The 21,379-nt window shown below is 66.7% G+C and carries 21 protein-coding genes; 5 read left to right on the plus strand and 16 right to left on the minus strand.

The annotated features are described in order from the left end of the window. A partial coding sequence (locus ACF1AJ_RS19220; protein ID WP_391508799.1) for a hypothetical protein occupies nucleotides 1-237 on the minus strand: 237 nt, incomplete at its 3' end. Nucleotides 238-600: 363 nt separating this feature from the next. On the opposite strand from ACF1AJ_RS19220, the gene mobF reads away from it, so the two are divergent. Continuing rightward, nucleotides 601-4,374 (plus strand): MobF family relaxase, encoded by a 3,774-nt coding sequence (gene mobF, locus ACF1AJ_RS19225; protein ID WP_301220730.1) that lies wholly within the window; start codon nucleotides 601-603, stop codon nucleotides 4,372-4,374. Nucleotides 4,375-4,391: 17 nt separating this feature from the next. On the opposite strand, the gene ACF1AJ_RS19230 is transcribed toward mobF, so the two are convergent. After that, on the minus strand, nucleotides 4,392-4,526 hold the full coding sequence (locus ACF1AJ_RS19230; protein WP_301220731.1) for a hypothetical protein: 135 nt from the start codon (nucleotides 4,524-4,526) through the stop codon (nucleotides 4,392-4,394). A 122-nt stretch (nucleotides 4,527-4,648) separates the two neighbouring features. Between ACF1AJ_RS19230 and ACF1AJ_RS19235 the strand changes: the two genes are divergently transcribed. Continuing rightward, nucleotides 4,649-4,807 (plus strand): hypothetical protein, encoded by a 159-nt coding sequence (locus ACF1AJ_RS19235; RefSeq protein ID WP_301220732.1) that lies wholly within the window; start codon nucleotides 4,649-4,651, stop codon nucleotides 4,805-4,807. Nucleotides 4,808-4,903: 96 nt separating this feature from the next. On the opposite strand, the gene ACF1AJ_RS19240 is transcribed toward ACF1AJ_RS19235, so the two are convergent. The 12 genes from ACF1AJ_RS19240 to ACF1AJ_RS19295 all read right to left on the minus strand — a co-directional run bounded on the left by ACF1AJ_RS19240 (nucleotide 4,904) and on the right by ACF1AJ_RS19295 (nucleotide 16,540). Further along, nucleotides 4,904-5,221, minus strand: coding sequence for a hypothetical protein (locus tag ACF1AJ_RS19240; RefSeq protein ID WP_301220733.1), 318 nt, complete (start codon nucleotides 5,219-5,221; stop codon nucleotides 4,904-4,906). Between the two features lie 31 nt (nucleotides 5,222-5,252). Beyond that, nucleotides 5,253-6,191 carry a hypothetical protein gene (locus tag ACF1AJ_RS19245; protein WP_391508800.1) on the minus strand — a complete coding sequence of 313 codons (939 nt, stop codon included), beginning with the start codon at nucleotides 6,189-6,191 and terminating at the stop codon, nucleotides 5,253-5,255. A gap of 138 nt (nucleotides 6,192-6,329) precedes the next feature. After that, nucleotides 6,330-6,578, minus strand: coding sequence for a hypothetical protein (locus tag ACF1AJ_RS19250; RefSeq protein ID WP_301220735.1), 249 nt, complete (start codon nucleotides 6,576-6,578; stop codon nucleotides 6,330-6,332). A 20-nt stretch (nucleotides 6,579-6,598) separates the two neighbouring features. Further along, the gene (locus ACF1AJ_RS19255; RefSeq protein WP_301220736.1) at nucleotides 6,599-7,213 is read right to left on the minus strand and encodes a hypothetical protein; all 615 of its coding nucleotides are present in this window, start codon (nucleotides 7,211-7,213) and stop codon (nucleotides 6,599-6,601) included. Further along, nucleotides 7,210-8,898: a type IV secretory system conjugative DNA transfer family protein gene (locus ACF1AJ_RS19260; RefSeq protein WP_301220737.1), complete on the minus strand. Its 1,689-nt coding sequence runs from the start codon at nucleotides 8,896-8,898 to the stop codon at nucleotides 7,210-7,212. The genes ACF1AJ_RS19255 and ACF1AJ_RS19260 overlap by 4 nt, the downstream gene beginning before the upstream one ends. 11 nt (nucleotides 8,899-8,909) lie before the next feature. Further along, nucleotides 8,910-9,344, minus strand: a complete 435-nt coding sequence (locus ACF1AJ_RS19265; protein ID WP_301220738.1) for a hypothetical protein — start codon at nucleotides 9,342-9,344, stop codon at nucleotides 8,910-8,912. Between the two features lie 20 nt (nucleotides 9,345-9,364). Next, nucleotides 9,365-11,230 (minus strand): ATP-binding protein, encoded by a 1,866-nt coding sequence (locus ACF1AJ_RS19270; protein WP_301220739.1) that lies wholly within the window; start codon nucleotides 11,228-11,230, stop codon nucleotides 9,365-9,367. Continuing rightward, nucleotides 11,230-12,741 (minus strand): SCO6880 family protein, encoded by a 1,512-nt coding sequence (locus ACF1AJ_RS19275; RefSeq protein ID WP_301220740.1) that lies wholly within the window; start codon nucleotides 12,739-12,741, stop codon nucleotides 11,230-11,232. The genes ACF1AJ_RS19270 and ACF1AJ_RS19275 overlap by 1 nt, the downstream gene beginning before the upstream one ends. Further along, complete coding sequence (locus ACF1AJ_RS19280) at nucleotides 12,738-14,060, minus strand: hypothetical protein (RefSeq protein ID WP_301220741.1); 1,323 nt, start codon at nucleotides 14,058-14,060, stop codon at nucleotides 12,738-12,740. The genes ACF1AJ_RS19275 and ACF1AJ_RS19280 overlap by 4 nt, the downstream gene beginning before the upstream one ends. Before the next feature lie 20 nt (nucleotides 14,061-14,080). After that, nucleotides 14,081-14,395 (minus strand): hypothetical protein, encoded by a 315-nt coding sequence (locus tag ACF1AJ_RS19285; protein WP_301220742.1) that lies wholly within the window; start codon nucleotides 14,393-14,395, stop codon nucleotides 14,081-14,083. Nucleotides 14,396-14,442: 47 nt separating this feature from the next. Next, a complete protein-coding gene (locus ACF1AJ_RS19290; protein WP_301220743.1) occupies nucleotides 14,443-15,594 on the minus strand; it encodes a hypothetical protein in 1,152 nt (383 codons plus the stop codon). Continuing rightward, nucleotides 15,581-16,540 (minus strand): hypothetical protein, encoded by a 960-nt coding sequence (locus ACF1AJ_RS19295; RefSeq protein WP_301220744.1) that lies wholly within the window; start codon nucleotides 16,538-16,540, stop codon nucleotides 15,581-15,583. The genes ACF1AJ_RS19290 and ACF1AJ_RS19295 overlap by 14 nt, the downstream gene beginning before the upstream one ends. Before the next feature lie 578 nt (nucleotides 16,541-17,118). Here ACF1AJ_RS19295 and ACF1AJ_RS19300 point away from each other — a divergent pair. Together ACF1AJ_RS19300 and ACF1AJ_RS19305 are read left to right on the plus strand one after the other, a co-directional pair. Continuing rightward, nucleotides 17,119-17,499, plus strand: a complete 381-nt coding sequence (locus ACF1AJ_RS19300; RefSeq protein WP_301220751.1) for a hypothetical protein — start codon at nucleotides 17,119-17,121, stop codon at nucleotides 17,497-17,499. Nucleotides 17,500-17,567: 68 nt separating this feature from the next. Continuing rightward, nucleotides 17,568-18,020 (plus strand): single-stranded DNA-binding protein, encoded by a 453-nt coding sequence (locus ACF1AJ_RS19305; RefSeq protein WP_391508801.1) that lies wholly within the window; start codon nucleotides 17,568-17,570, stop codon nucleotides 18,018-18,020. A 93-nt stretch (nucleotides 18,021-18,113) separates the two neighbouring features. On the opposite strand, the gene ACF1AJ_RS19310 is transcribed toward ACF1AJ_RS19305, so the two are convergent. Both ACF1AJ_RS19310 and ACF1AJ_RS19315 read right to left on the minus strand, forming a co-directional pair. After that, entirely contained in the window at nucleotides 18,114-20,333 is a 2,220-nt protein-coding gene (locus ACF1AJ_RS19310) for a cell wall-binding repeat-containing protein (RefSeq protein WP_301220616.1), read from the minus strand. A 96-nt stretch (nucleotides 20,334-20,429) separates the two neighbouring features. After that, nucleotides 20,430-20,648, minus strand: coding sequence for a hypothetical protein (locus ACF1AJ_RS19315; protein WP_301220617.1), 219 nt, complete (start codon nucleotides 20,646-20,648; stop codon nucleotides 20,430-20,432). Between the two features lie 103 nt (nucleotides 20,649-20,751). On the opposite strand from ACF1AJ_RS19315, the gene ACF1AJ_RS19320 reads away from it, so the two are divergent. Beyond that, nucleotides 20,752-21,273 (plus strand): hypothetical protein, encoded by a 522-nt coding sequence (locus tag ACF1AJ_RS19320; RefSeq protein ID WP_301220618.1) that lies wholly within the window; start codon nucleotides 20,752-20,754, stop codon nucleotides 21,271-21,273. Nucleotides 21,274-21,379 lie beyond the last annotated feature (106 nt).

Below are 21,379 nucleotides of genomic sequence, written 5' to 3' on the forward strand. Positions count from 1 at the left end.
CACCTTCCCCTGCTGCAGCTCGAGCGCACGCTGCTGCGCATCGAACTCCCGCATGGCCTCCTCGCGCTGACCCGCGAGCTGATCGAGCTTGTCGAGCGACAGGTAGTACGCCGTCGCCGCATCCTCGATGCGGGCTTCCTTCTTCTTCTGCTCCTCCAGCTGCGCCGCACGCGCGGCGCGCGCACGCTCACGAGCGAGGGTGGAGGCGGACTTGGGCTTCGTGGTCTTTGCCGACATGGGCACACTCCTTCATCGAGTTGTCCATGCTCAACCTCCACTTGAGCACCTAACGCCGCGATTCTATCTGGCCGCCGGCCCTCGCCGCAGGCGGCGCACCACTTCAAGCAACGAAGCCACCTTGCGTACCGAGCAGCTCAGCAACCACCAGCCAGCATCATCAGCAGCCCACCCCCAGAGCAGGCAGCACCACAGCCACAGTCAACCGCCGAGCTATGCGATACCCGACCTCCGAGCAACGACCAGCTACACTGAGACACCAGAAACAACACACCTCTTGCACTAGCAGTGTGCGGAACGGCCAAGCAGGAGCAAAAGGGCTGATAAGCCCGGGAATCTGATCCGAAAGGAGGACGACTGCCGATGATGACAGTCCACGTCCTCCACGCCGGTGACGGCTACACCTACCTCACCCGGCAGGTCGCTTCCCACGACCAGACACGCAAACGCGGCGAAGATCTCACCGACTACTACACCGCCGAAGGCAACCCTGCTGGCGTCTGGTTCGGCAAGGGGGCAGCCGCGCTCGGGATGGCTGGAGAGGTCTCCGAAGAGCAGATGAAGGCCCTGTTCGGTGAGGGGCTGCGCCCGGACGCGGACGCGTTCATCAAGGCCAAGATCGCCGAAGGGATGAGCGCCAAGGAGGCGCACGCCGCCGCCCGGCTGGGACGACGCTTCATGGTGCCGCAGACCGGGACGGACGAGTGGGCGAAGATGGTCGGCGCCGCATACCGCGAGTTCCGCACCGCTCACGGCCGCGTCCCCGAACCGGGCGTCGAGCGCGATCTGATCCGCTGGGACCTCGCCACGAACCACTTGCAGGAGCAGTTGGGGCGGGCGCCGAAGGACAACGAGGTCTCCCGCTTCCTCGCCACGATCGGCAAGCAGGACCGTCAGCCCGTCGCCGGATATGACCTCGTCTTCACCCCCTCCAAGAGCTTCTCCGTGCTCTGGATCCTCGCCGACAAGGAACGCTCCCAGCAGCTCCACGAGATCCACAACGACGCAGTCCGCATGACCCTCAACTGGATCGAACAGGAAGCAGGCAAGACCCGGGTCGGTGCCGGCGGAGTCGCCCAGATGGACACCCACGGGCTCACCGTCACCATGTTCGAGCACTTCGATTCCCGGTCCGGTGACCCCAACCTGCACACCCACGCAGCCGTCTCCACGAAGGTTCAAGGCGTCGACGGCAAGTGGCGCAGCCTGGACGGCCGCATCCTCCACAACCTCGGCGTCGCGGCCTCCGAGCGGTACAACATGCTCGTCCAGGTGTTGTCCATGCAGCGCCTCGGGCTGGCCTGGACCGACACCACCCGCGGCCGCGACAAGCGCCCCGTACCGGAGATCGCCGGCGTCGACCAGAACCTCTGCCGGGCGCGCTCCAGCCGCCGCGTCGCCATCGAAGACGAGTACGCCAAGCTCGTCAAGGAGTACGTCACCACCCACGGCCACACTCCCCCACGCAAGGCGCAGCAAGCCATGTTGGAGAAGGCGAACCTGGCCACACGCGAAGCCAAAGACCAGCTGCGCAGCCTGGACGAGATTCGCGACACCGAGGCCGAATTCGCCGAACAGTACCTCGGTGCGGGCGGCACCCAGACGATGCTCGACGCCGCATTCAGCGCAACCGACATCGGCGAACGCGCCCGCATCCTGGAGCCGATGAACCTCGACCAGGTCGCCGAGTACGTGCTGCGCAACGTCGAGAACTCACGCACCACCTGGCGCATCGACCACCTCGAAGCCGAAGCCAACCGCGCGGTCGCCGCCTACTTCACCACCCACCCCAACCTCGATCCGCTCGCCTTCCGCGACGCCCTCCTGCAGCGCACCGTCGAGCTGTCGGTGCGGCTGACCGCCGACGAACCGAACCCCGTCCCCGCGGCCCTGCAGCTCGCCAACGGGGCTTCCATCTACCGCCTCTACCGGGGTGAGACCTACACCTCTCAGCGCATCCTCGACACCGAAGAACGCCTCGTCCAGGCAGCACAGACCACCGCCGGATTCCGCGTCCCGGAGGAAGTCTTCGACGCCACCCTCGCGCAGGTGAACGCCGCCCAGATCGCTGCAGGCAAGTACGCGCTCGACCCCACCCAAGCTGCACTCGCCCGCCACTTCGCCTGCAACGGCGGACTGATCGACATCGGAATCGGCCCCGCCGGAACCGGCAAGACCACCTCCATGCGCGCCTTCGCCCGCGCCGTCGAAGCCGCCGGCGGCCGAGTGCTCGCCGTAGCACCCTCGGCCGCGGCATCGACCGTCCTGGCGGAAGAGATCGACGTCGAGGCCGACACCGCCGACAAGCTCATCCAGATCCACACCACCGGAACCCCCGAACAGCGCGCCAGCGACCGGTACCGCATCGACGCCAACACCGTGCTCCTGATCGACGAAGCAGGCATGGCGAGCCTCCCCATGTATGCCAAACTCCTCGAACTCGCCGAGGCACACGGGGCAAGCATCAAAGCACTCGGCGACTACCAACAGCTCGCCGCCGTCGAAGCCGGCGGCACGCTGCGGCTACTCGACAAGACCGTCGGCGCGGTCGCGCTCGAACACGTTTACCGGTTCGTCGACCAGGACGAGGCGGCCGCGACCCTGCGTCTGCGGGATGGCAAAGAATCCGCGCTGGACTTCTACGTCACCCGCGGCCGCACGCACGGCGGCCTAAGGATGACCCTGCTGGAAGACATCTACGACGCCTTCCTCCGCGACGAAGCAGAGGGCAAGGAAGCGCTGATGCTGGCGGCCACGAACGAGGAAGTCGTCGCCCTCTCGGCCCGCGCCCGCATCGACAAGATCGCGGCCGGAACCGTCTCCGCCAACGGCCCTACCCTGCACGACGGCAACCGCGCCGGTGTCGGCGACCGGATCGTCACCCGCGACAATAACCGCCGATTGCGCGCGAACCAGGGCAAGGACTTTGTCGCTAACGGTGACCTCTGGCACGTCCTCGAAGTCGGCGGCGACGGCTCGCTGAAGGTCAAGAGCATCCGCCACGACGGTGTCGTGACGCTCCCAGCCTGGTACGTCGCCGAGCACGTCGAGCTGGGCTACGCCACCACCGTCAACCGCTCTCAGGGCATGACCGTCGACACCACCCACACGATGATCGACCCGGACGGAACCGCCCGCGAACAGCTCTACGTGGCAGCAACCCGCGGCCGCCAGGGCAACCACCTGTACGTCATCACCGACGACACGTTGGCCGCCGATGGTCACAGCCCTGACCGGGACAAGGACTCTATCCTTCACAGCCTCGAACGGGTCCTTGCGCGCGAGCAGGCAGAGCTCTCCGCCACCGAGACGCTGGAGCAGGAGCAGGAGGCTGCGAACTCGTTGCAGCGGCTCGTGCCGGCCTACGAGGACGCCAACGTGCGAGTCCTCGGCGACGTCACCAAGATGAAGATGGAGATCATCCTGCGCAGCGTGATGGACCGCGATGCGGTCAGCCGCATCACCGACGACCCGGCATGGGCGACCCTTGCCGAACGTCTCGCCGCCCACGAAGCACGAGGGTCGGACGTGCGAGCGCTCCTCCGCGACGCCACCGCAACCCGGGAGATCGACGGGTTCAACGAAGCTCGCTCCCTGGCCAAGGTGCTCCACTACCGAGTCGGAGACCCCGCCGGCGCGCCCACCGTCGAACTGCCGTCGTGGATCACCCCGCCGCCGGGCAGCGTGGGACACGACCAGACGGTACGTGACTGGGTGAACCAGCAGGCCGACCTCATCGCGGATCGCATCAGCACCCTCACCGACCTCGCCGAAGCAACCCGGCCTGTGTGGATGGAGTCGCTGGGCAGCGCCCCGGAGGACAGCACTCAGCGGGCTCTCTGGCGGCGCAACCTGGCGCGCATCATCGCCTACCGCGACTTCCACCACATCACCGCCGACACTCCGCTCGGGCCGCCGCCAGCGCACGATGACCCGGCTTACGCGGACGCCGTCGCCGCGCTCCGTGCGCTCCGCGGCGGTGCAGCGCCCGCACCGTCGGACGCTACACCGACGCCTCCGACGGCGGCCGCGGCGCTGCCCGACCGTGTGGGCGAGATCACGGCCGAGCCCACCCAGCAGACGCGTGACGCCGCCGTCGACGAGACGGCCCGAATGCGTCCGGAGCGCCGAATCTAATCCGCCGGCGTCCGCGGTCAGTCATCGGTTCGAGCTGTCGCCTGCTCCGGAGCTGAGTTCACCGTCGAGGCTAGGGTGTCGAACCCGTCGCGCTCGAGTTCTTCCGGCGTCGCGTTCAGCGGCAGACGGTAGCGGTCGGGGATGGTGGGCATGGGGCCTCCCAGGGTCACGGCTCCACCGGGCGTGGGGCTCTCACCGGCAGATGCGGCAATGCCTCGCAGGCCCTGCCCGATACGTGCGCGCTTACCGGCGCGCCGTCGATACGATGGCGCCCATGACCACGACTCCGCGCGAACTTGCTGACGAGCTGGACGTGTCCGCGAAGACGATCAGAGCCTTCCTGCGCGTGGAGTACCCAGACCACCCGCACGGCTCCAGGTGGGAACTCGATGAGGACCAGGCGACGGTAGTCCGGGCGCGATTCTCGGACTAGAGCGCGGCGAAAGCCTCCGCCAGGTTCGCGGCCGCGGGTACAAACGCACGAAACCCCTGCCACCGAAGCAGCAGGGGTTTCGCGGAGCGCGACTTGTCAGATGAAGACGGGATGTACGCGGTAGCCGATCTCCGTAGTGATCGGCTGACCGTCGTCGTCCGTGAGCCGGATGCGTGCAGGCTGGGCACGGTCGCGCATCCACACGTTCACCTCGGAGGCCGTCGCTGCAGATGCGGCGGCCGGGGTTCGCCGTACCTCGTCGATCGAGACCACCGAGCCAACGTGCGTGGACGTGATTTCCTCCCGGGAGCCGACCCCAGCCTGCAGCCATGACTTCACGACGAGTGTGAGCGGTCCCACCCCGACCAGGCGCTCGAAGCCACCGAGGTCGGTGATGTAGGTGAGGTCGGTCACGGTGGTCTCCTGATGGTGATGGGTAGCGGTCCTAGGCGCCAAGGGTGGTCCTCGGGAGGTTGGGCTGAGATTCGATCGCCGCAGCCGATGGGGGCTCCACGAGTGCGTTGACGCGGGCGTCGAGGCCGCCCAAGGGAGTGCCCATGACTTGTTCCAGGGTGCGATCCCCAGTGCCACCGAAGATTGCCGGCGGAGCAGCGGACGTCCCGACGGCGGCGACGACCTCGGCGGCGTGGTCCAGGTCGAAGAGGCCATCGACCGCGCCCACGACGGCGGAGACGGCGCCGGGAGCGATCGAGGAAACCAGTCCGATGCGTGCGGCCGCCGAGACGAGGTCGGCCGCGATGCTGTTCTCGCGTGCCTCTGCCCGCTCGAGCTGTCGTTCGTAGACCGCGCGGCGATCGAACGAGTCGTCGTCCACGAATGCATAGTCCATGGCGTCGGACTCCTCCCGGACGAGAGCGCTCGGCTCGACGTTGTCCTGAACGTTTTCCTCCCACCACGATTCCGCTTCATGTCGTGCGGCCTCGGCGGCGCGCATCTGATCTGCGGCGGCTCGCTCTGCGGCGCGTGCCGCCGCCAGAGCACCATCGGTTGAGTCGGTCAGCCACCGATCCCACTCCGGCGTGACGGAGTTCCGCGCAGGCAGGGCAAGCGCGCTGCGGCTGGCGACGTCGGCGCGCAATCGATCAGCCGTCCGCTGACGCAACCATCGGAGGAGGACCGAGGCCGACAGCCGCTGGTCGGCGCGCCGGATCCGTGCCGCGTCGGTGACAAGCTGCGCCCGAAGCGGAGCGAGGTCGCCTTGACGCTGCGCGAATACCGCGGCGGCCGCGGTGTGGCGATTCCGCGCCGCCGCTTCGCGGGAGCGCGCCTCCCAAGGCGCAAGGAGATCCTCTTCCGCCATGCGAAGCGCAGCCTGCAGGGCCGCGACATCCGTATGAGCCTCCTGGTGAAGCTCGCGCAGCACATCCAGAGATCCGGCGGACGGTGGGCTGTCCTTTCCTTCCCAACCCGCGTCGATAGTGAGATCGGTCATCTCGGCCTTCCCTTCCTTTGCCCGGCACGCGGCCGGGGTCGGTGGCCGCCCCGACGGACGGCCAGCTCGTTAGATCGCGACCAGGTGAAGCCCAGACGCCGCAACTGCAGGGGAGGGCTCCCCCACCTTTCGTGTGAGCGCCGACGGCCGGATCAGAGTGTCGACGATTGTGATCGCGCCGTTGGCCTCAACTGCGGTCGTGGTGAGGAGGGTCCAGCCGCGCAGGATCAGCCCGGCCAGGTGCGTCTCACGCTCACCGATCTTCCGCGCCTGCTCCGTGCTGGAGTTCGGTCGGAAGCTGGTGACGACGGTGGTCACCGTCGCATCATCGGAGGGGCTCAACTCGCGCCGTCTCCGTTCGGCGCCGGCTTCGGACGCCCGTCCAGGTCGTTGACCAGGAACTCCGCGAAATTCTCCGAGTCGTCAACGCGCGCGATAGTGTCCGGCAGCGTCCACGGCTCGTCGGTGCGGAGGTTCGCGGGGAACAGTCCGAGGCTGCGCATGCGGGCGAACGTGGGCCACAGGCAGCGCTCGTGCCACTCGACCAGGTCGAAGGACGGTGCGGCACGTGTACGCCGATACACGTACTGGTGCGACACCATGAGGGCGGTGAGCAGCTCGACGGCGACCGGGTGCTTGTACCAGTCGTTGATGAGCCGGTGGGTCTCATCGGTTAAGGCGACGAGGTAACGGTCGCGGAGCCAGTTCACCCAGTCGTAGAGTTCCATCCAGAGCTCTTTCGCGGCCTCCTGGTCGAGGGTTCGCCAGGACCAGGGTCCGCCCGGTCTTGTCTCGAGCCAGTCGACGATCTTGGTGACCTGTCCGCCGATCGACCCGACGGCGCCGCTGAGGTACTCGATCTCCTCGCCGTGCTCGCCTAGACGGTGCTCGTGCTCGGCGACGGTACCCGGCAGGGTGAGCGGTCCGAGCGGGGTCTTCTTGTTCCCGCTCATGCTGCCAGCCCCAGCTGGTCACGGGTGTGTGCCTGGCTCGCTTCGTAGTCTGCAGCGTCCGCGCCCTCCCACCAGGCCGGCAGGCGCACGATAGCGGCGGGCAAGTTGCGGTAGAACATGACGGCCATCCCGTCTTCCAAGGCGTGGAGCCGTCCGACGGTGAAGACGTCCTGTTCCTGGGTGGATTCGGACGTGGACATGCCGTTGGGCCCGTCTGTGGTGGACTCTCGTCTGATCTCGCGCTTGTCGGCGAGGTTGGACAGCTCGCGGAGGAAGTCGTAGTCACGCGAACCGCCGAAGAAGAGCAAGCACGAGGAGAGCCGGATGATGGTGTCGGCGCCCTCAGTCCCGAAGCGCTGCTCGCACTGCTTGCGGCCTTGCAGGATCGCGGCAACCTGGATTCCATGCCCGCGGCCGTCGGTCATCAGCGAGGGCGCGGACGGCAGCGGGCAGACGTTCGCCAGCTCATCCAGAACGATGGTGAGCACCGGGTCGAGGGGCTTCTGCTCGCCGGCGTCCATGGCGACCGACTGCAGCGACTCGACGAGCGCTGTGATGACGGGGGCGGCCAGGCCCTTCTTCTTGCTCATCAGGTACAGGGTGTCCGTCGACGCGACGAACTGCTCCAAGTCGAGCATGATCACGTCCTCCGCCGGGCACACGGCGTCGAGGATCTCGTCGATCGCCAGCGCCTTGAGCAGGATGGTGATGGTCTGCTGCATGTTGTTGCGGGTCTCCACCGCCTCTCCACGCGCGAACGTCTTGAGGTCGCCGAACCAGCGGTGGTTGGCCTCGGGGTGCTCTCGAAGGATGGTGAAGGGTGTGTTGTTGCTGAGGTCCTGCATCCAGTCGATGACGTCGCGGAACGTGTACTTCTTGTCGCTGCCCGGCATTCCGAGCGCGGCCGCGTGCATCATGCAGCGCAGGATCAACGAGGCCGACTCCTTGAAGAACCCCGAGTTCTTGGAGTCGCCGGACAGTGGCATGGCATTTGCGATCGCATCCGCCCGCTCCATCGCGACGGCGGGCTTCTCGCAGCCGGCGACGATGTCCCAATGGACTCGCCACTTCCACGGGAGAAGCGTCCGGTACTCCGGCCCGAAGGTCAGCGCCCGGCCCACTCGCCCACGAATCCACGCCGTGAGGAGAAAGACATCCAGGCGCGTTGAGGTGGTGACGCACGCGCCTGCGGCGCGCGCGACCATCTGCACGACGAACCGCGTGGTCTTACCCGCACCGGAGGACGCGACCACGCAGAACGAGTCCTCGGTGGTGGCGTGGAAGGGTTTGCGGCCCACAAACGCGAACGGGTCAGGGAGGGAGAGGTCACGCGCGTTCTGCTTGCGCCGGTGCCTACCGGTCATAAGTCCCTGATCCTTTGCCGGTCGCCCAGGACGCCCGCGGTGGGCGGCGCGATAGATCAGCCACCACACCACCGCGACCGCGGCGAGGAACACAGCGAACACCGCGAGGAAGATCGGGAGCGGAGCAAGCCCCACGCCGGCGGGAACGGACGCCCCGAAGTGCGAGCCGAGGATCACGGCCAGCAGTATCCGGACGTCGTTCGACGGGTCGAACAATGGCACCCCCGAGGCTGTGATAGCCAGAGCGAGGTGGGCGCAGACGGCTGCAAGCGTCAGGACAATCCCAACCTGCAGGCGGAACTTCCATGTGGTGGAGGACATGCGAACCTTCCCTAGTTGTGTGCGGCGACGAGACCGCTCCAGGCGGGCGTCGAAGCGATCAGAGCCATGCCGATGGCGAAAGCGACTGCCGAACCGGCCGACCAGAGGATCGCGTAGCGAAGCGTGATGCCCTTGAACTTGCGGCCGCCGAGGATGCGGAAGATGACCGAGGCGATGGTGACAATGGTGGCGATCGCGAACCCTCCGGCGAGGGTGTACGTGAGCACCTCCATGTCTGTGGCCGCCTTCGCCAGCAGCGCCCACGTAAACGCCGCGATCGACCACACGGCCGCTGCTCGCGCAACTCGGTGAGCTCTCTGCGGCAGCGGCACCTTCGTGGCCAGCAGTGCGATCGCCAGGGCGACGAGAAAGGTGAGTGCTCCGATGCTTCCGACGGCCACGGCGGGCCAGGAGGTCCATTGGATCAGGGATGCGAAAGTGGGCATGGGGGCCTTCCGTTGGGGGTTCAGCTGGCGACGAGCGCTTCGGCGGGACGGAACACGCCGCACTGGGTGCAGAACGCGCCTGGCGTGGTCTGTGCGTGGATTTCAGGTGCGATGCAGTCGGCGGCGAGGTGTAAGAAGTTGTCGTCGGTGAGGTCGGCGTGCTTCGCGCGGTTCGCCGCCGCAATGATTTCTGACCTGCGGCCCGTCAACTCGATCTCGCGGTACTCCTCAGCCGCGGAGACTTCGTCCTCAGCCGCCTCCCATCCGGTTGCCGGCTTCAGCAGGGGCGGTGCGATGAACGGGCGAGGAGCCGCTACGGGCGGCGCTCCGACGCGATGTCGACCAGTTGCCTCGATGTCCCAGTGCTGCTCTTCCTCGGCCGCGTCGGCGGTCCAGCCGGTGGCCTCCGCGGGCTCGGCGGCCGCGGGCGCCGGCGCGGCCGCGACGGACCCGAATTCCTCGAACCGGTCGGAGGTCTTGAACGTCTCCAGCTCGTCTTCGGTCAAGTAGTTTCGGACGATAAAGGGGCGCTTGCCGATCTTCCATAGGCCCACACCCTGAGCGAGACTGCGGACCTCGCGCACCTCCGCGTCGGTGAGCCCCAGCGCTTCCTTGGTGGCCGGGAGTACGTCCTCTTCCTGCCGGTAGACGATGCGGATCTCCGCGTCGGTGAGCAGGCCCTGTGCGAGCGCGCGCGTTGCCGATCCGGCGTTGCCCACCATGTCCAGGTCGGTGATGCGGTGCATGATCAGCAGGTTGCACAGGCCGTACTGACGGGCGAGCTTCCACTGCTCGCTCATTCGCAAGAGCATCTGTTCGTCTCGGAGCATCCGCCAGCCCTCGTCGTAGATGACGATGCGCTTGCCGGCGGCCGGGTCCATGACGGCCGCCTCGAGCCAGGCGGCTACACAGGTTGTCGCAACGGACAGCAGGGTGGCGGAGGCGCCCATGAAGCCGCTGGTGTCCATGACCACGAACGGGGAATCGGCGTCGAACTTCACCGTCGACTCGCCGTCGAATACACCGGAGAGGTCACCGTGGACCAGGCGGCGCAGACCGTGCGCGATGTCAGCGCCGTCCTCGCGGGCTTGGTCATCCTCGGTGCCGGTCAGCTGCTGGTAGACGTCGGTGATCGTCACGGTGTCGCCCGCGGGCGCCGCGATCGCGGCGACGAGCGCGACGTCGAGCGCGGTGTGCTCGCGCGGGCTGATGTCGCGGTGGATCAGCGACGGGATGATCGCGGTGAGGGTCAGCCGTCGGCGGGAAAGCACCAACGCTGCCCACTCCTCATCGGAAAGGCGGCTATCCCGCGGTCCCTCGTCCAGGGGGTTGAGGCGGTTCGCTCCGGAAGGGGAGAGCGAGATGACGGTGCCGCCCATGGCTAGCGCCGGTGCTACCCACTCGCCCTTCGGGTCGGAGGCGACCGCGACCTTGATTCCGAGGGTGCACATGCGGCAGGCGAAGGCTTTCGCTCCGGCGCTCTTACCGGTGCCGACGGTCCCGATCCAGACCATTGAGGTGCCGGTGACCAGTTTCTGTCGGTACAGCTCGTAGGGGTCGAATACGAAGTCACCGCCACCCGAGAGCGAGCCGAGCTTTCCCATCCATGCGCCGCGGTGGCCGAGGCCGACCTCGTTCAGGAAGGGGTAGGCCGTCGACGCGGTCAGCGCGGTCGCTCGATGCGTCATCGGGTTCACGCAGGTTGGTCCCCACCAGGAGTGCGGGGTGCGGACGCCCCATGCCGGAGGGACCGACTCCGTCGGGCCGGACGCGGCCTTCTTCACGACGTCCGGCGCCATGAGCTCGCGGATGAGCCTCTCCCTGGCCTTACGCTGCTTCCGCGTCTCTCGCGGCGGAACGACAACGCCGACGAACTTGCGCTCCATCAGCTGGCCTTCCGTCGGACTGAGGCGGTTGCCGAGGGAGCCAACGCGAGCGGGAGCGACGCGCTGTTGAATGCGGCAAGTTGCTGCCCGTACATCAGACGGACCTCCATGCCCTGCCCCTCGGCTGCGGTGGTGAAGGCTGAGCAGTTTGCGTCCAGCTCCTCCTTGCTAAGTCCTGTCACGGTGACCAGGCCGAGGAACTCGAGGTCGCCGAAACCGTGAACCAGCTCCTGTTCGCGCCGGGTGATGTCCATCTGCTCCTGGATCTCGAATTCGTCGTCCGGTCGATCGTTGCCCCGCCGCTGTCGTTCCAGCCGGTTGGCGTTGATCTTGCGCCGTTCGGCTCGGATCCGCCGGCGAGACGTCTTCAGGGGCACCGGCGTGAAGTAGAGCGATGCCGAGTGCTGGAACGGGAGGGTGGTGACGGCGCGCAAGAAATCAGGGAGGGTGGGGATGCGGGGCCATTCGGTGACCTCATACGTCGCGTGGAACGCGCCGTCGGTGCGGAGGTGGTCGACGAGCTCCTTCCCCCAGATCGGGCCGGCGCTGGACGGAGCCACGCCCGCGCGGGCGTCGGTTCGGTTCTCGATCGCGTCGGCGGCCTGCGGGTCGTAAGCCTTCCGCATGACGGCGGCGCCCTCACGTGCACCCAACCAAGATCGGACCGTGATGCCGCAGTCTCTGAGGGACGCAGTGCTTGTGTCGACCTCTCGCGCCATGACGTTCGCGAGGCCGATCCGGCCTCCGCCCTGAGCTTTGATGTCGCGAGCCAGTCGCTCCTTGTTGAGCACGATGACGATGAGTTGCTCGTGCTGTGGGGAATTGGCGACGGCGTTGTCGAGGAGAACCTCGTACTGCTGGCGCGCCCACCCGCTGACCGCCTGTGACGCACGCGGCTCGTAGTAGTCCCGAATCGCCGTCGGTGAGGACACCCGAGAGGTCAGGAGGACCTGAATGCGCGCCAGACCCGGGTGCTTCACCAGCGACGACTGGAACAGGGCCCAGGAGTCCACGCGCTCGCGCTTCTGTGGGTCATCCAGCAGCGCGTATCCCGGGGTGGTGACGGCGAGGACCGCGATGAAGGTGCCGTGCACCCGGTCCTCGAAGATCGCTTCTCCGAGTTCGGTCTCAAAAGCGGAAATCGAGCCAAGACCCCCCGGAAGCTGGAAGGTGCTGGACTTCTCCACGCGGGTGACGACCGGGCGACGCCATTCGGTCTGTCCGAGCAGAGTGCGCATCGTGTGTCCAATCTGTGCGATGAATCGGTTGATGAGGGGATGCCCGTGCTCGTCTGTCCACAGTCCGACGCCAACGAGCGCCGCGCCGGGCAGGAGCGCCGCCGTGAGCGCGCCGATTGGGTCGTCGAGGTGGAGCATGACCCAGAGGAAGACAAGTGCGGCGCCGGATCCGGCGACGATCACCTGAAGGTTGGTGAAGTTGCCGATGAAGCCGGCGCGCCGGCGTCCTGGGAACGAGACTTCGCGGGGCTTGTCGATCTGTTCGGTACTCACAGGCGTGCTCCTTCCTCGGGGCGGTGGCGGGCCAGGCGGGGTGCGTTGTCCATCCCGTTGCCGGCAGCTCCGGCAGCTCCCTCGAAGCCCTCGCGCGCCTTTGTCGCCCCCGCCTTGACCGCACCCACCGCTCCGGCTGCGAGGCCGACCGGCCCGGCAGCGGCCGCGGCCCCTCCGGCGGCGGCGCCTCCGCCCGCTCCCGCGGCAGCGCCAGCCTTCGCGCCTGTCGATGCGGCGACCGGTGCCGGGGATCCCGTAGAAGCTGGGCCGCCCGAGCTCTGAATGGGCTTTACCGGGTCGCTGGAGCCGCCGCCATCGGAGGCCGATTTGCGGGGGAGCCACTGTCGTGCCTGCGCCGCTTGCGAAGCGCTATTCATCGCCTTGCCAGCTCCCTGTCGAACTGCTCCTTCGCCCGCTGCTTGCGCGTAGGCGTGACCGATCTCCACACCGAGGAAACCGAAGAACTTCATCGCGATGAGCGGTGAGGCGGCCGCGACCAGGAAGGAGACCACCGCCACGGTGAACATGAGCAGGTTCATCTGCCCGCTGGCAGCGAGCATCTTCGCGCAGATCGCGATGATGATTGCCGCGAGGGGTTTGGCTACGAGGAGTGAGACCGCGATTTGCAGCCACTTCCCGGGCACGGCCCGTCCAGCCTTCTCGGTAGGCAGGAACATGAACGCAAGGGCGCTCAGCCCGATCATCACGATCAGCGCCCAGCGGCGGAACCCGAGCATGGCCATCAAGAGGAAGCCGCCGAGCGCGAGGCAGCCGACCGCGATGAGCGGGATGATGGGGATCACCATGGTCGACACTGCGCCGCCGACCATCCAGGATGGTGCGTTCCAGACGCCTCCGCCGGTGGTTTCCCACTGGCCGTTGGACGTGTTGTAGGTGAAGTTGAGCGACTGCATCAGCGAGTCAGTGATTCCGCCTGCTGACTGGTTGAAGTAGTCGACGAGCGCCGTGGTGGTCTCATCGAAGCCATGGATTGCGTAGGGTCCGTACCAGAACACCACGCGGGTGAGGACGACGAACCCGACACCGCCGATCAGTGCTCGGAGTACGCCGTCAAGGCGGCCGCCGGCCGCTGACCGCATGATCTGCCAGACGACTGCGGCGACTGTGATGGGGGCGGCCAGCCAGAGGATGAGGTTCCCGACGTCTGTGCCGACCGCAAGGTCCGCGGTTGCGACGGTCCCGTCGAGATTGGTGGAGTCCATGTTGAACGTGTTCTTCACCACGTCGGCGGCGAAGTTCGCCAGACCGACGATCATCCCGCCCATCAGGTTGTTGATCCAACCGAAGAGCCAATCCATGACTGTCCGCCCCCGCTTGCTTAGGAGATCGGGTTCTGCTTGGTGGCCCACCCAATGATCGCGGGCGCCGCGGCGATGACGACAGCTCCGATGACGGAGCCGAAGGTCATCACCTTCCCGGTGACCACGCGACGGTGGTTGTCGCCGCTCGACCCGCCAACCCACATGACGATGCCCCACACGAGGAAGACGACCATGACGGTGATGCCCAGGGTCATGAGGTTGCCGGCCTGCTGACCGATGAAGTTGAAGACCGGCCACGTGCTCGACGGCTTCACGTTGACGGGGATGTCGTCGGTGTGGACGATGACCTCGGAGAGTGCGGTGTTTGGCATTTGCTTTCCTTTGCTGAGGGTGGTGAGCGGGGCCCCGCCCGGGGTGGTTAGAGGTTGGAGCGGCCGACGTCCACGTGGACGTGGTTGCAGGTGTCGTTGAAGTCGACGAAGTGGGTGAACGTGGCCTGCGTGTGAGCGGCCATTCGGCATTGGCGCTGGCCTAGCCCCATCGCGTCGGCGGGCGCTGCCTTATCGAGCGCTCGAATCAGCTCGAGTGAAGGTGGGTTGGCCCCGGTCAACGGCTGCCCGTTGATTGCGAAGAAGTCGATCGCGTGGCCGCCGCCGTCCTTGTAGTGGAGGCTGTCGGTGCCGGCACCTTCAACCTGGCCAGTGCACTTTCGGTTGATGTCCGAGACGCCGACCTTGTCGAAGGCGCGGACTGCGGCGACAGCGACCTGCAGGATGCGAGTGTCGATCTGGCAGTTGGCGACCGTCTTGCCTTCGGCAACCCAGCGGATCTCTTTGAGGTGGTCTGGGGTGGTGCCGTAGAGCTTGCCGGAGTCGATCGCCTTCACGAGTTCACCGGCCAGGGCGCGAGCGTCCCCCGATACCGGGCACTGCACTCCCCCGCCGGCCGACGCTCCCCCCGCGCCCTGGCTACCACCAGTCCATCCGACGTCGACCGGGATCGCGATCGGCTGGATGGTCGCCGCGACGTCGTTGATGACTGCGGTGGCCTTCGGGATCCACTTGGCGTAGGCGTCGGGGAACGCCGAAACCTCCACCGCCTGCGCGGCCTTGCCCGGCTCCATTCCCTGCCAGCCGGAGACGTCGTTCAGCGCCCGGAAGAACCTCCCGGCGGCGTACACCGGGTTCATGATCTGGTCGGGTGTGCCCCAGTTCATCGAGGGCCGCATCTGAAAGAGGCCAAGTGAGTCGGCGTCGCCGTGGTCGAGGTTGCGCAGCCCGGACTCCTGCAGGGCGGCGATGAGGGCCACGAGCTGCGCCTTCTGCTGAACGGCAGGGTCGGTGAATGCCGACTTAGAGACGCCGAGAATCGTCGCAGCGTTCTGTGCCTGCTCGGCGCTCAACTGCGAGGTGGTCGGCGTCGACCCGCCCGGCTGGCAGGCCTGCGCGCCTCCCGCGATGACTAGGACGATGAAAGCGATCAGGCCCAGCGGGGAGAGCGCCATGATGATGGTCAGCGCGATGCCGCCCCAGAGGAGCGGCTTGCTGCCGGTGTCGTTACTGGAGGCCATCGCCCACTCGCCCGAAGTCGCCCATCTGCAGGGCGGTCAGCTTTTCGCGGAACGCGGGAGGCACGACGTACTCGGCCGAGCACGGAGCGTCCACAACCACGAAGATCGTCTGCTGCTCCGACTGCGGCTCGATGCCGGGCGCGCTGCGGGTGATCGTGACGTCGTACGTCAGCCGCGTCTCGTACGAGGTGGTCGCCGGCCGGGCGCCGCTGCCCGCCGTGGTGGTGACGGCGTTGATGCGCACTTCGCTGCGCATCCCGCGGTTCGCCCACTGCTGCCACTGCTGCTCCGAGTAGCCGAGCGAGGAGATGCGGTTGTCCCAGCTGCTGCCGGGGGTCTCCTTCTGGTCCGGACCGTTCCCGTATCCGCCGACGGTCTCGTACCAGGTGTCGTGCAGGGGGGTCACGAAGTCCGACCAGCTAGCGCGGCCGGCGTCGAAGGTGAACAGGTAGCCGATGAGCTGGTTCGCGTACGCGCGAGCCTGCGGAACGCGTGACGACGCGCACTGCTGGACCGTCCAACGCTGCTCCAGTGGCACCGTGAGCTTCGAATGCGGCACGGGTGCGGGGAAGGCCGCCAACCCGGTCGACGGGTCGGCGGTGGTCTCCGGGGCATCCGGGCTGACCAGTGTGTTCGTGTTCGCCGGGATGCCCGGTCCGCCGATCTCCACGGTCCCGTCTGCCGACGGCTGAGGGCTGCCCGTCCGAGTCGGTGCCTGCGTCGCGAACAGATCGGAACTTCCGGTGCCCTGGTCCGCAGGGTTCGTGGAGTGGCCCGGTTCGTGCGACGCCGCGCGTCCCGTCGGCGCGGTCCGGGTGCCGACCAGAGCTCCGCCGACGCCGACGACGGCCACGGCTGCGACCAGGAAGGCTGCGAGGAAGATCGCGGCCTTGCCCTTCTTCGTCGACCAGAGCGTCCTCAGCGTTCGCGTGATCTTGTTCGTCATTTCCGGTCTCCTCCACAGGTCGGTGTCGAGGTCAGCTGGGCCGGGGGTGGAGGCCCCGGCCCAGCTGCCCTCATTACCTAGAGGGGCCGAGCGCGCACCGAGCTCGCGCGGAGCCGGAACGCCGATCGTCAGATGCGACTGCGCGGTCGGCCCCTCTAGGTAGTGAGCAAGACTTCGCTCTCTGTACCTCGGAAGGACGATCGTGGAAGAAGCCCCCCGCACATCGGCGCCCCCCAGCCCGCCCCCCAGCCCTACCGGCCAGTCCGACACGGTCGACGGCTACCAGGTGCCCGTCGACCCGATGGAGCTGCTGCAGTGCGACGGATGCCAATGACGGCACAGCGGCGCGAGGTTGAACGGCTCGCACGCTGCACAGAACCAATGCCGCTATCCCCAGTCGATGCTGAAGATCGCAAGGCCGAGGCCTCTACGTTGGCGCGGATGAACGCCGAACTAGCGGAGCTCGCCCAACAGGGCTGGAGGGTCAAACGGGAGAACAGGATGACCAACCTGGAGGAGAGCACCTACATGATCCAGCACATGCTCGAACGGCCCATCGGGGACCGATGCTGACCTGGGTGGTCGCGACGACCAAGCGGATTGTCCTGGTCGGCGGGAGCCTGTGGCTTGCCTCAGTGGCGATCGTGCTACTGAATCCCCTTACCCCGCAGGCGATCGCAACACCAGTAGCCACTTGGCCGCTCTGGTTGAGCGTCCCTGTGGCCGTCGTCGTGGTCGCAGTGCAATTCGGCAGCTGGGCTGCTGCAGTCATCATCCCGATCGTCGCGTACGCGCTGATCGTCCACGGTCGGCCCTGGCGGGACACCACCAGCGTCAGAGGCGGCAAAGAGCCCCTGCGCGCTATCTCGCGCCCGGCCGCCACCGATACCGCTTTGGACGACACGATCCTCGACCACACGCGAATCACAGCACGATCCCGCCGCATCATCGGCGCCTAACGGAAGGACACCATGTCGAATCCCGCTCACCGTCAACTACACCTCTCACACCGAAAGGCGGCCCGCTGATGGCCGGCGAGACCGTCATCACCGTGGTGGGAAACCTCACGGCCGACCCCGAGCTGCGTTACACGCAGAACGGGCTGGCAGTTGCCAACTTCACCATCGCGTCCACCCCCCGCACGTTCGACCGTCAGGCGAACGAGTGGAAGGACGGTGAGGCTCTGTTCCTCCGCGCCAGCGTCTGGCGCGAGTTCGCCGAGCACGTCGCGGGTTCGCTGACCAAGGGGTCGCGCGTCATCGCGCAGGGCCGCCTGAAGCAGCGCTCCTACGAGACGAAGGAAGGCGAGAAGCGCACCAGCATCGAGCTCGAGATCGACGAGATCGGCCCGTCGCTGCGTTACGCCACCGCTCAGATCACCCGCGCCCAGTCGTCCGGCGGCCCAGAGGCCAACGCACCAGACGAGGAACCCTGGGACCGTTGGAACCAGGCACCATCAGACGAGCCGCTTCCGTACTGAGTGAATAACTGGAAGGGTCCAAGCGCCCGGTGCCCAACGGCACCGGGCGCTCCTTCATGAGCGCCTCGGGGTATCAGATAGGCGCGTACCGACTCAGAACCCGCTGAAGCAATAGAAGAACCGGAAGTAGGTTCCGTTCAGGTTGTAGGTCCAGGGGAAGCTGAAGTCATAGGTCTCGTAGGCGTTGCCCTGGGGGCCGGGATCGTGAGCTCCGAACTGGACCGGGTCGGTGCACTGTGCGAACGGCACGTAGTAGCTGTTCAGGCCCACGTAGGCGGCCTGTGACGGCTTGTCCGGGATGGGCACAGCCCCGGAGGTCGCGCCACCGATGTTGGCGCCGCAGGCGCTCAGGTTAGCCACCTCTGTACTGAGCGACGCGTTGCCTCCAAGCAGGGTGACGCTCTTGATGCCCCAGCTCTGGATGTCGGCCAAAGTGCGCTGCGGGATGCACCAGCCGGGCACCGTGAACAGCGCCGAACCCTCCTTCGCTGCCAACGCTCCCCCGGCCAGCGCGTCGGGGAAGTTCAGTCCGTTGGCCAAGTACACGTTTTTGGGCGGGTTCGCTGCGCTGTACTTGCCCTCGTTAAGCATCTGCGAGGTGGCGAAGCGGTCAGAGCCATCGTTCTCGGTCACGTTGGCGATGCTGCGCAGATCGTTGACCAGGTAGGGCGGCATGCTGATGCCCCCACCCGCCGTGACGATATTGAAAGGTGCCATCGAGCGGATCAGGTTCATCGTCTCTGCATCGATGTGCCCCAGGTTGGTGTTGATCAGCACCACCGGCGAACTGGTGGACCCGGAGATAGCGGAGGCGGACAGCGCGTCGGGGAAGTTCAGGCCCGAGGCGACGTACACGGTGTCGTTGTTGCCAGGGAAGGCGTAGGAGAGCAGAGCCTTGTTGGTGGCAAACCGGTCCCCGCCGGTGACGCGGGTGATCGACGGAGCCAGTTTGGAAAGCGCGGAGTACACGCTGCCGCTCACGCTGTTCGGACCGCCCACCACGACGATCTGGCTGGGATGGAGTCGCCGTATCTCCGCTGCGGTGGCATCAGGAAGGGACCAGCTTGTGGTGAGGAGCAGCGGGCCGCCCTGCTTGACCGCGGCAGGGCCGGCGCCCAGCGCGTCGGGGTAGCCCAGACCGGAGGCGACGTAGACCACCGGCGCGGTACCGGGATAGGACTGTTGGGAGATGCTCACCGCAGTGGTGAAGCGATCCCCTCCACTGACTCGCGCGGTCGTCGGCGGCGTCGTGGAGGCCAACGTAAGTCGAGTCACCGATGCGGAGCCGCCGTTGGCGACCAACGCCGCGTTCCCAGTCGGCGAGATGGCGATGTCCCGCGGGTACTTGCCGGCGGCGAGCGGAGCGCCCTCCTTCATCCTGGCCAGGTTGATCACCGAGACGGTGCCGGCGACCAGGTTGGTGATGTAGGCGCTCTGGCCGTCGGGAGTCAGCGCCAGCTGTCCTCGGTCGGCTCCGCCGTTGGGCGTGGGGAAGTAGGTCGCAGGGGCGTAGCTGATTGTCTGGATCACGCGAGCGCTGGCGACGTCGATTACCGACAGCGAGGCGGTGTAGGAGTTGCTGGACGCGCCCTGCTCCGAGACGTATGCCTTGCTCCCGTCAGGAGAGAACTTCACGTCCTGCGGATACCAGGGCAACGTGATCGTGCCGGTGACCGTGTTGCTCGCCGTGCTGATCGCCGAGATGGTGGAGTCCACGTGGTTGAGCGCGTACAGCTGGGTGCCGTCAGGTGATAGCGCCAGTGCCGTGGGCCACTCACCCACCGGGATGGTAGCGGTGACGGCATTGCTGCTCAGGTTCACCACCGACACCGTCTTGGTCCCCTGCTGAGTGGTCCCCGGCGAGCCATTGCTCACGTAGGCGGTCGAACCATCAGCGGTGAGTGCGATCCGCTCGGGATACTTGAACCCAGTGATGGTGGCAGTGACCGTCTTGGTGGCGGTGTCGATCACCGAGACGGTGTGGCTGCTGTAGTTGGCCACGTAAACTCTGGCGCCGCTCTTGCTGACGCTCACGCCGTGGGGGTTGATCCCCACCGGGATGGTGGCTGCAACCTGCCCGGTGTTCGGGTTGATCACCGACACGCTGCCCGGGTTCTCCGCGTCGAGGTCGTTGGTGACATACGCGGCCGAGCCATCAGGCGAGAACGCCACCGACGCAGGATTGTTGCCCACCGTGAAGGTTCCCGTGTCGGCGCTGGCTGGAGCCGAGGCAATCACTCCTGCGACCAGCAGCAGCGCGGTGGCAGCGATGATCGAGCCTGCCTTGGACAGCGAACCTGTCAACGGTTGCACGTGGGCCTTCCTGTGAGACGAGCAGCTCTCTCCGTCTGCTCTCGAATGATTCTGATGGCGTACTCGAGTGCGGGGCACGTTCGCGGCCTTCGAGACTCAGGTCTCGGAGTCAGCTTCGCTTGTCGGTGCCTCTCCCGGAATCGGCTCCCCCAAGACCTTGCTCGCGCGAAGCAGTCCCGCCGTTCGCAAGAACGGCGATGGCTTCTCCTCCGCGCGCTGCGCGGCGCGCTCGATGAACGCCTGCTGCACAGCGCTCATTCGCACATGGTTGTCGGCGGAAAGCCGCTCATCGTCCTTCTTCGGTGGCCGTGGCATGACGCGAGTATATCCGTAGACCAAAAACGTTGACACTATTCGAGTTATTGGTCTACGGTTTCGGTTATTGGTCTACAGAAACGAAAGGAAGGGGCCACCACGGATGACAGCACACACGAAGATCGCCGAGCCGCTCCCGGGTCGTGGAGGGGCTATTCAGCTCGTCCATTACTTCCCGACTCGTGATGGCTGGTCCTCCGAGATCGTGGAGGGGAAGTACCTCTCGGCTACTACCTCGACGATCAGGATCAGACGCGACGACAAAACAGTGGATTTGGACCGCCGACAGTGGGCGGTCTGCATTTCGGATCCGCCGATCGAGGCTGCCCCTGCGGGTGATGCGCCGAAGTCAACGGCGGAGACGACCGCCGACCCGTTGGCACCCGCGCCCTCCTGCCCGGCCGTTCGTACCCGTTTCGTGGATGACCCCGACGTCGAGGACATTCGGCCGGTCGGGTCTCACGGGAAGCAGCGGGCCGGCACGCGCCGGTGCGGGCAGTGCGGCGCCGTGGTGACGGTAACGCAACGACTTGCTGGAGGTGAGCCGGCTTCCGCCTGGCTCTACGAGGCGCACACCGTCCCGCGCACGGACGCCGAGCAGGAAAAGGAGTCCGCTACCGCCTGACGACCTTACCGACCCCGGACCAGCGACCGAGAGTGAGAACAAACCACCTCGGTCTCACCACAGCATCAGCCCGCTTCGGGCGAATCCGTGAGCGCCGAGCGCTTTA

The organism is Leifsonia sp. NPDC014704 (assembly GCF_043083605.1).
In the GTDB taxonomy this organism is placed as follows: Bacteria; Actinomycetota; Actinomycetes; order Actinomycetales; family Microbacteriaceae; genus Leifsonia.

Bases quoted from the DNA above. Each gene is read 5' to 3' on its own strand.
- ACF1AJ_RS19235 (WP_301220732.1), top strand. From the start codon at position 4,649: ATGACCACGACTCCGCGCGAACTTGCTGACGAGCTGGACGTGTCCGCG.
- ACF1AJ_RS19290 (WP_301220743.1), bottom strand. From the start codon at position 15,594: ATGGCCTCCAGTAACGACACCGGCAGCAAGCCGCTCCTCTGGGGCGGC.
- ACF1AJ_RS19260 (WP_301220737.1), bottom strand. From the start codon at position 8,898: ATGTCCTCCACCACATGGAAGTTCCGCCTGCAGGTTGGGATTGTCCTG.
- ACF1AJ_RS19265 (WP_301220738.1), bottom strand. From the start codon at position 9,344: ATGCCCACTTTCGCATCCCTGATCCAATGGACCTCCTGGCCCGCCGTG.
- ACF1AJ_RS19270 (WP_301220739.1), bottom strand. From the start codon at position 11,230: ATGGAGCGCAAGTTCGTCGGCGTTGTCGTTCCGCCGCGAGAGACGCGG.
- ACF1AJ_RS19285 (WP_301220742.1), bottom strand. From the start codon at position 14,395: ATGCCAAACACCGCACTCTCCGAGGTCATCGTCCACACCGACGACATC.
- mobF (WP_301220730.1), top strand. From the start codon at position 601: ATGATGACAGTCCACGTCCTCCACGCCGGTGACGGCTACACCTACCTC.
- ACF1AJ_RS19320 (WP_301220618.1), top strand. From the start codon at position 20,752: ATGACAGCACACACGAAGATCGCCGAGCCGCTCCCGGGTCGTGGAGGG.
- ACF1AJ_RS19255 (WP_301220736.1), bottom strand. From the start codon at position 7,213: ATGAGCGGGAACAAGAAGACCCCGCTCGGACCGCTCACCCTGCCGGGT.
- ACF1AJ_RS19280 (WP_301220741.1), bottom strand. From the start codon at position 14,060: ATGGATTGGCTCTTCGGTTGGATCAACAACCTGATGGGCGGGATGATC.
- ACF1AJ_RS19305 (WP_391508801.1), top strand. From the start codon at position 17,568: ATGGCCGGCGAGACCGTCATCACCGTGGTGGGAAACCTCACGGCCGAC.
- ACF1AJ_RS19295 (WP_301220744.1), bottom strand. From the start codon at position 16,540: ATGACGAACAAGATCACGCGAACGCTGAGGACGCTCTGGTCGACGAAG.
- ACF1AJ_RS19230 (WP_301220731.1), bottom strand. From the start codon at position 4,526: ATGCCCACCATCCCCGACCGCTACCGTCTGCCGCTGAACGCGACGCCG.
- ACF1AJ_RS19315 (WP_301220617.1), bottom strand. From the start codon at position 20,648: ATGCCACGGCCACCGAAGAAGGACGATGAGCGGCTTTCCGCCGACAAC.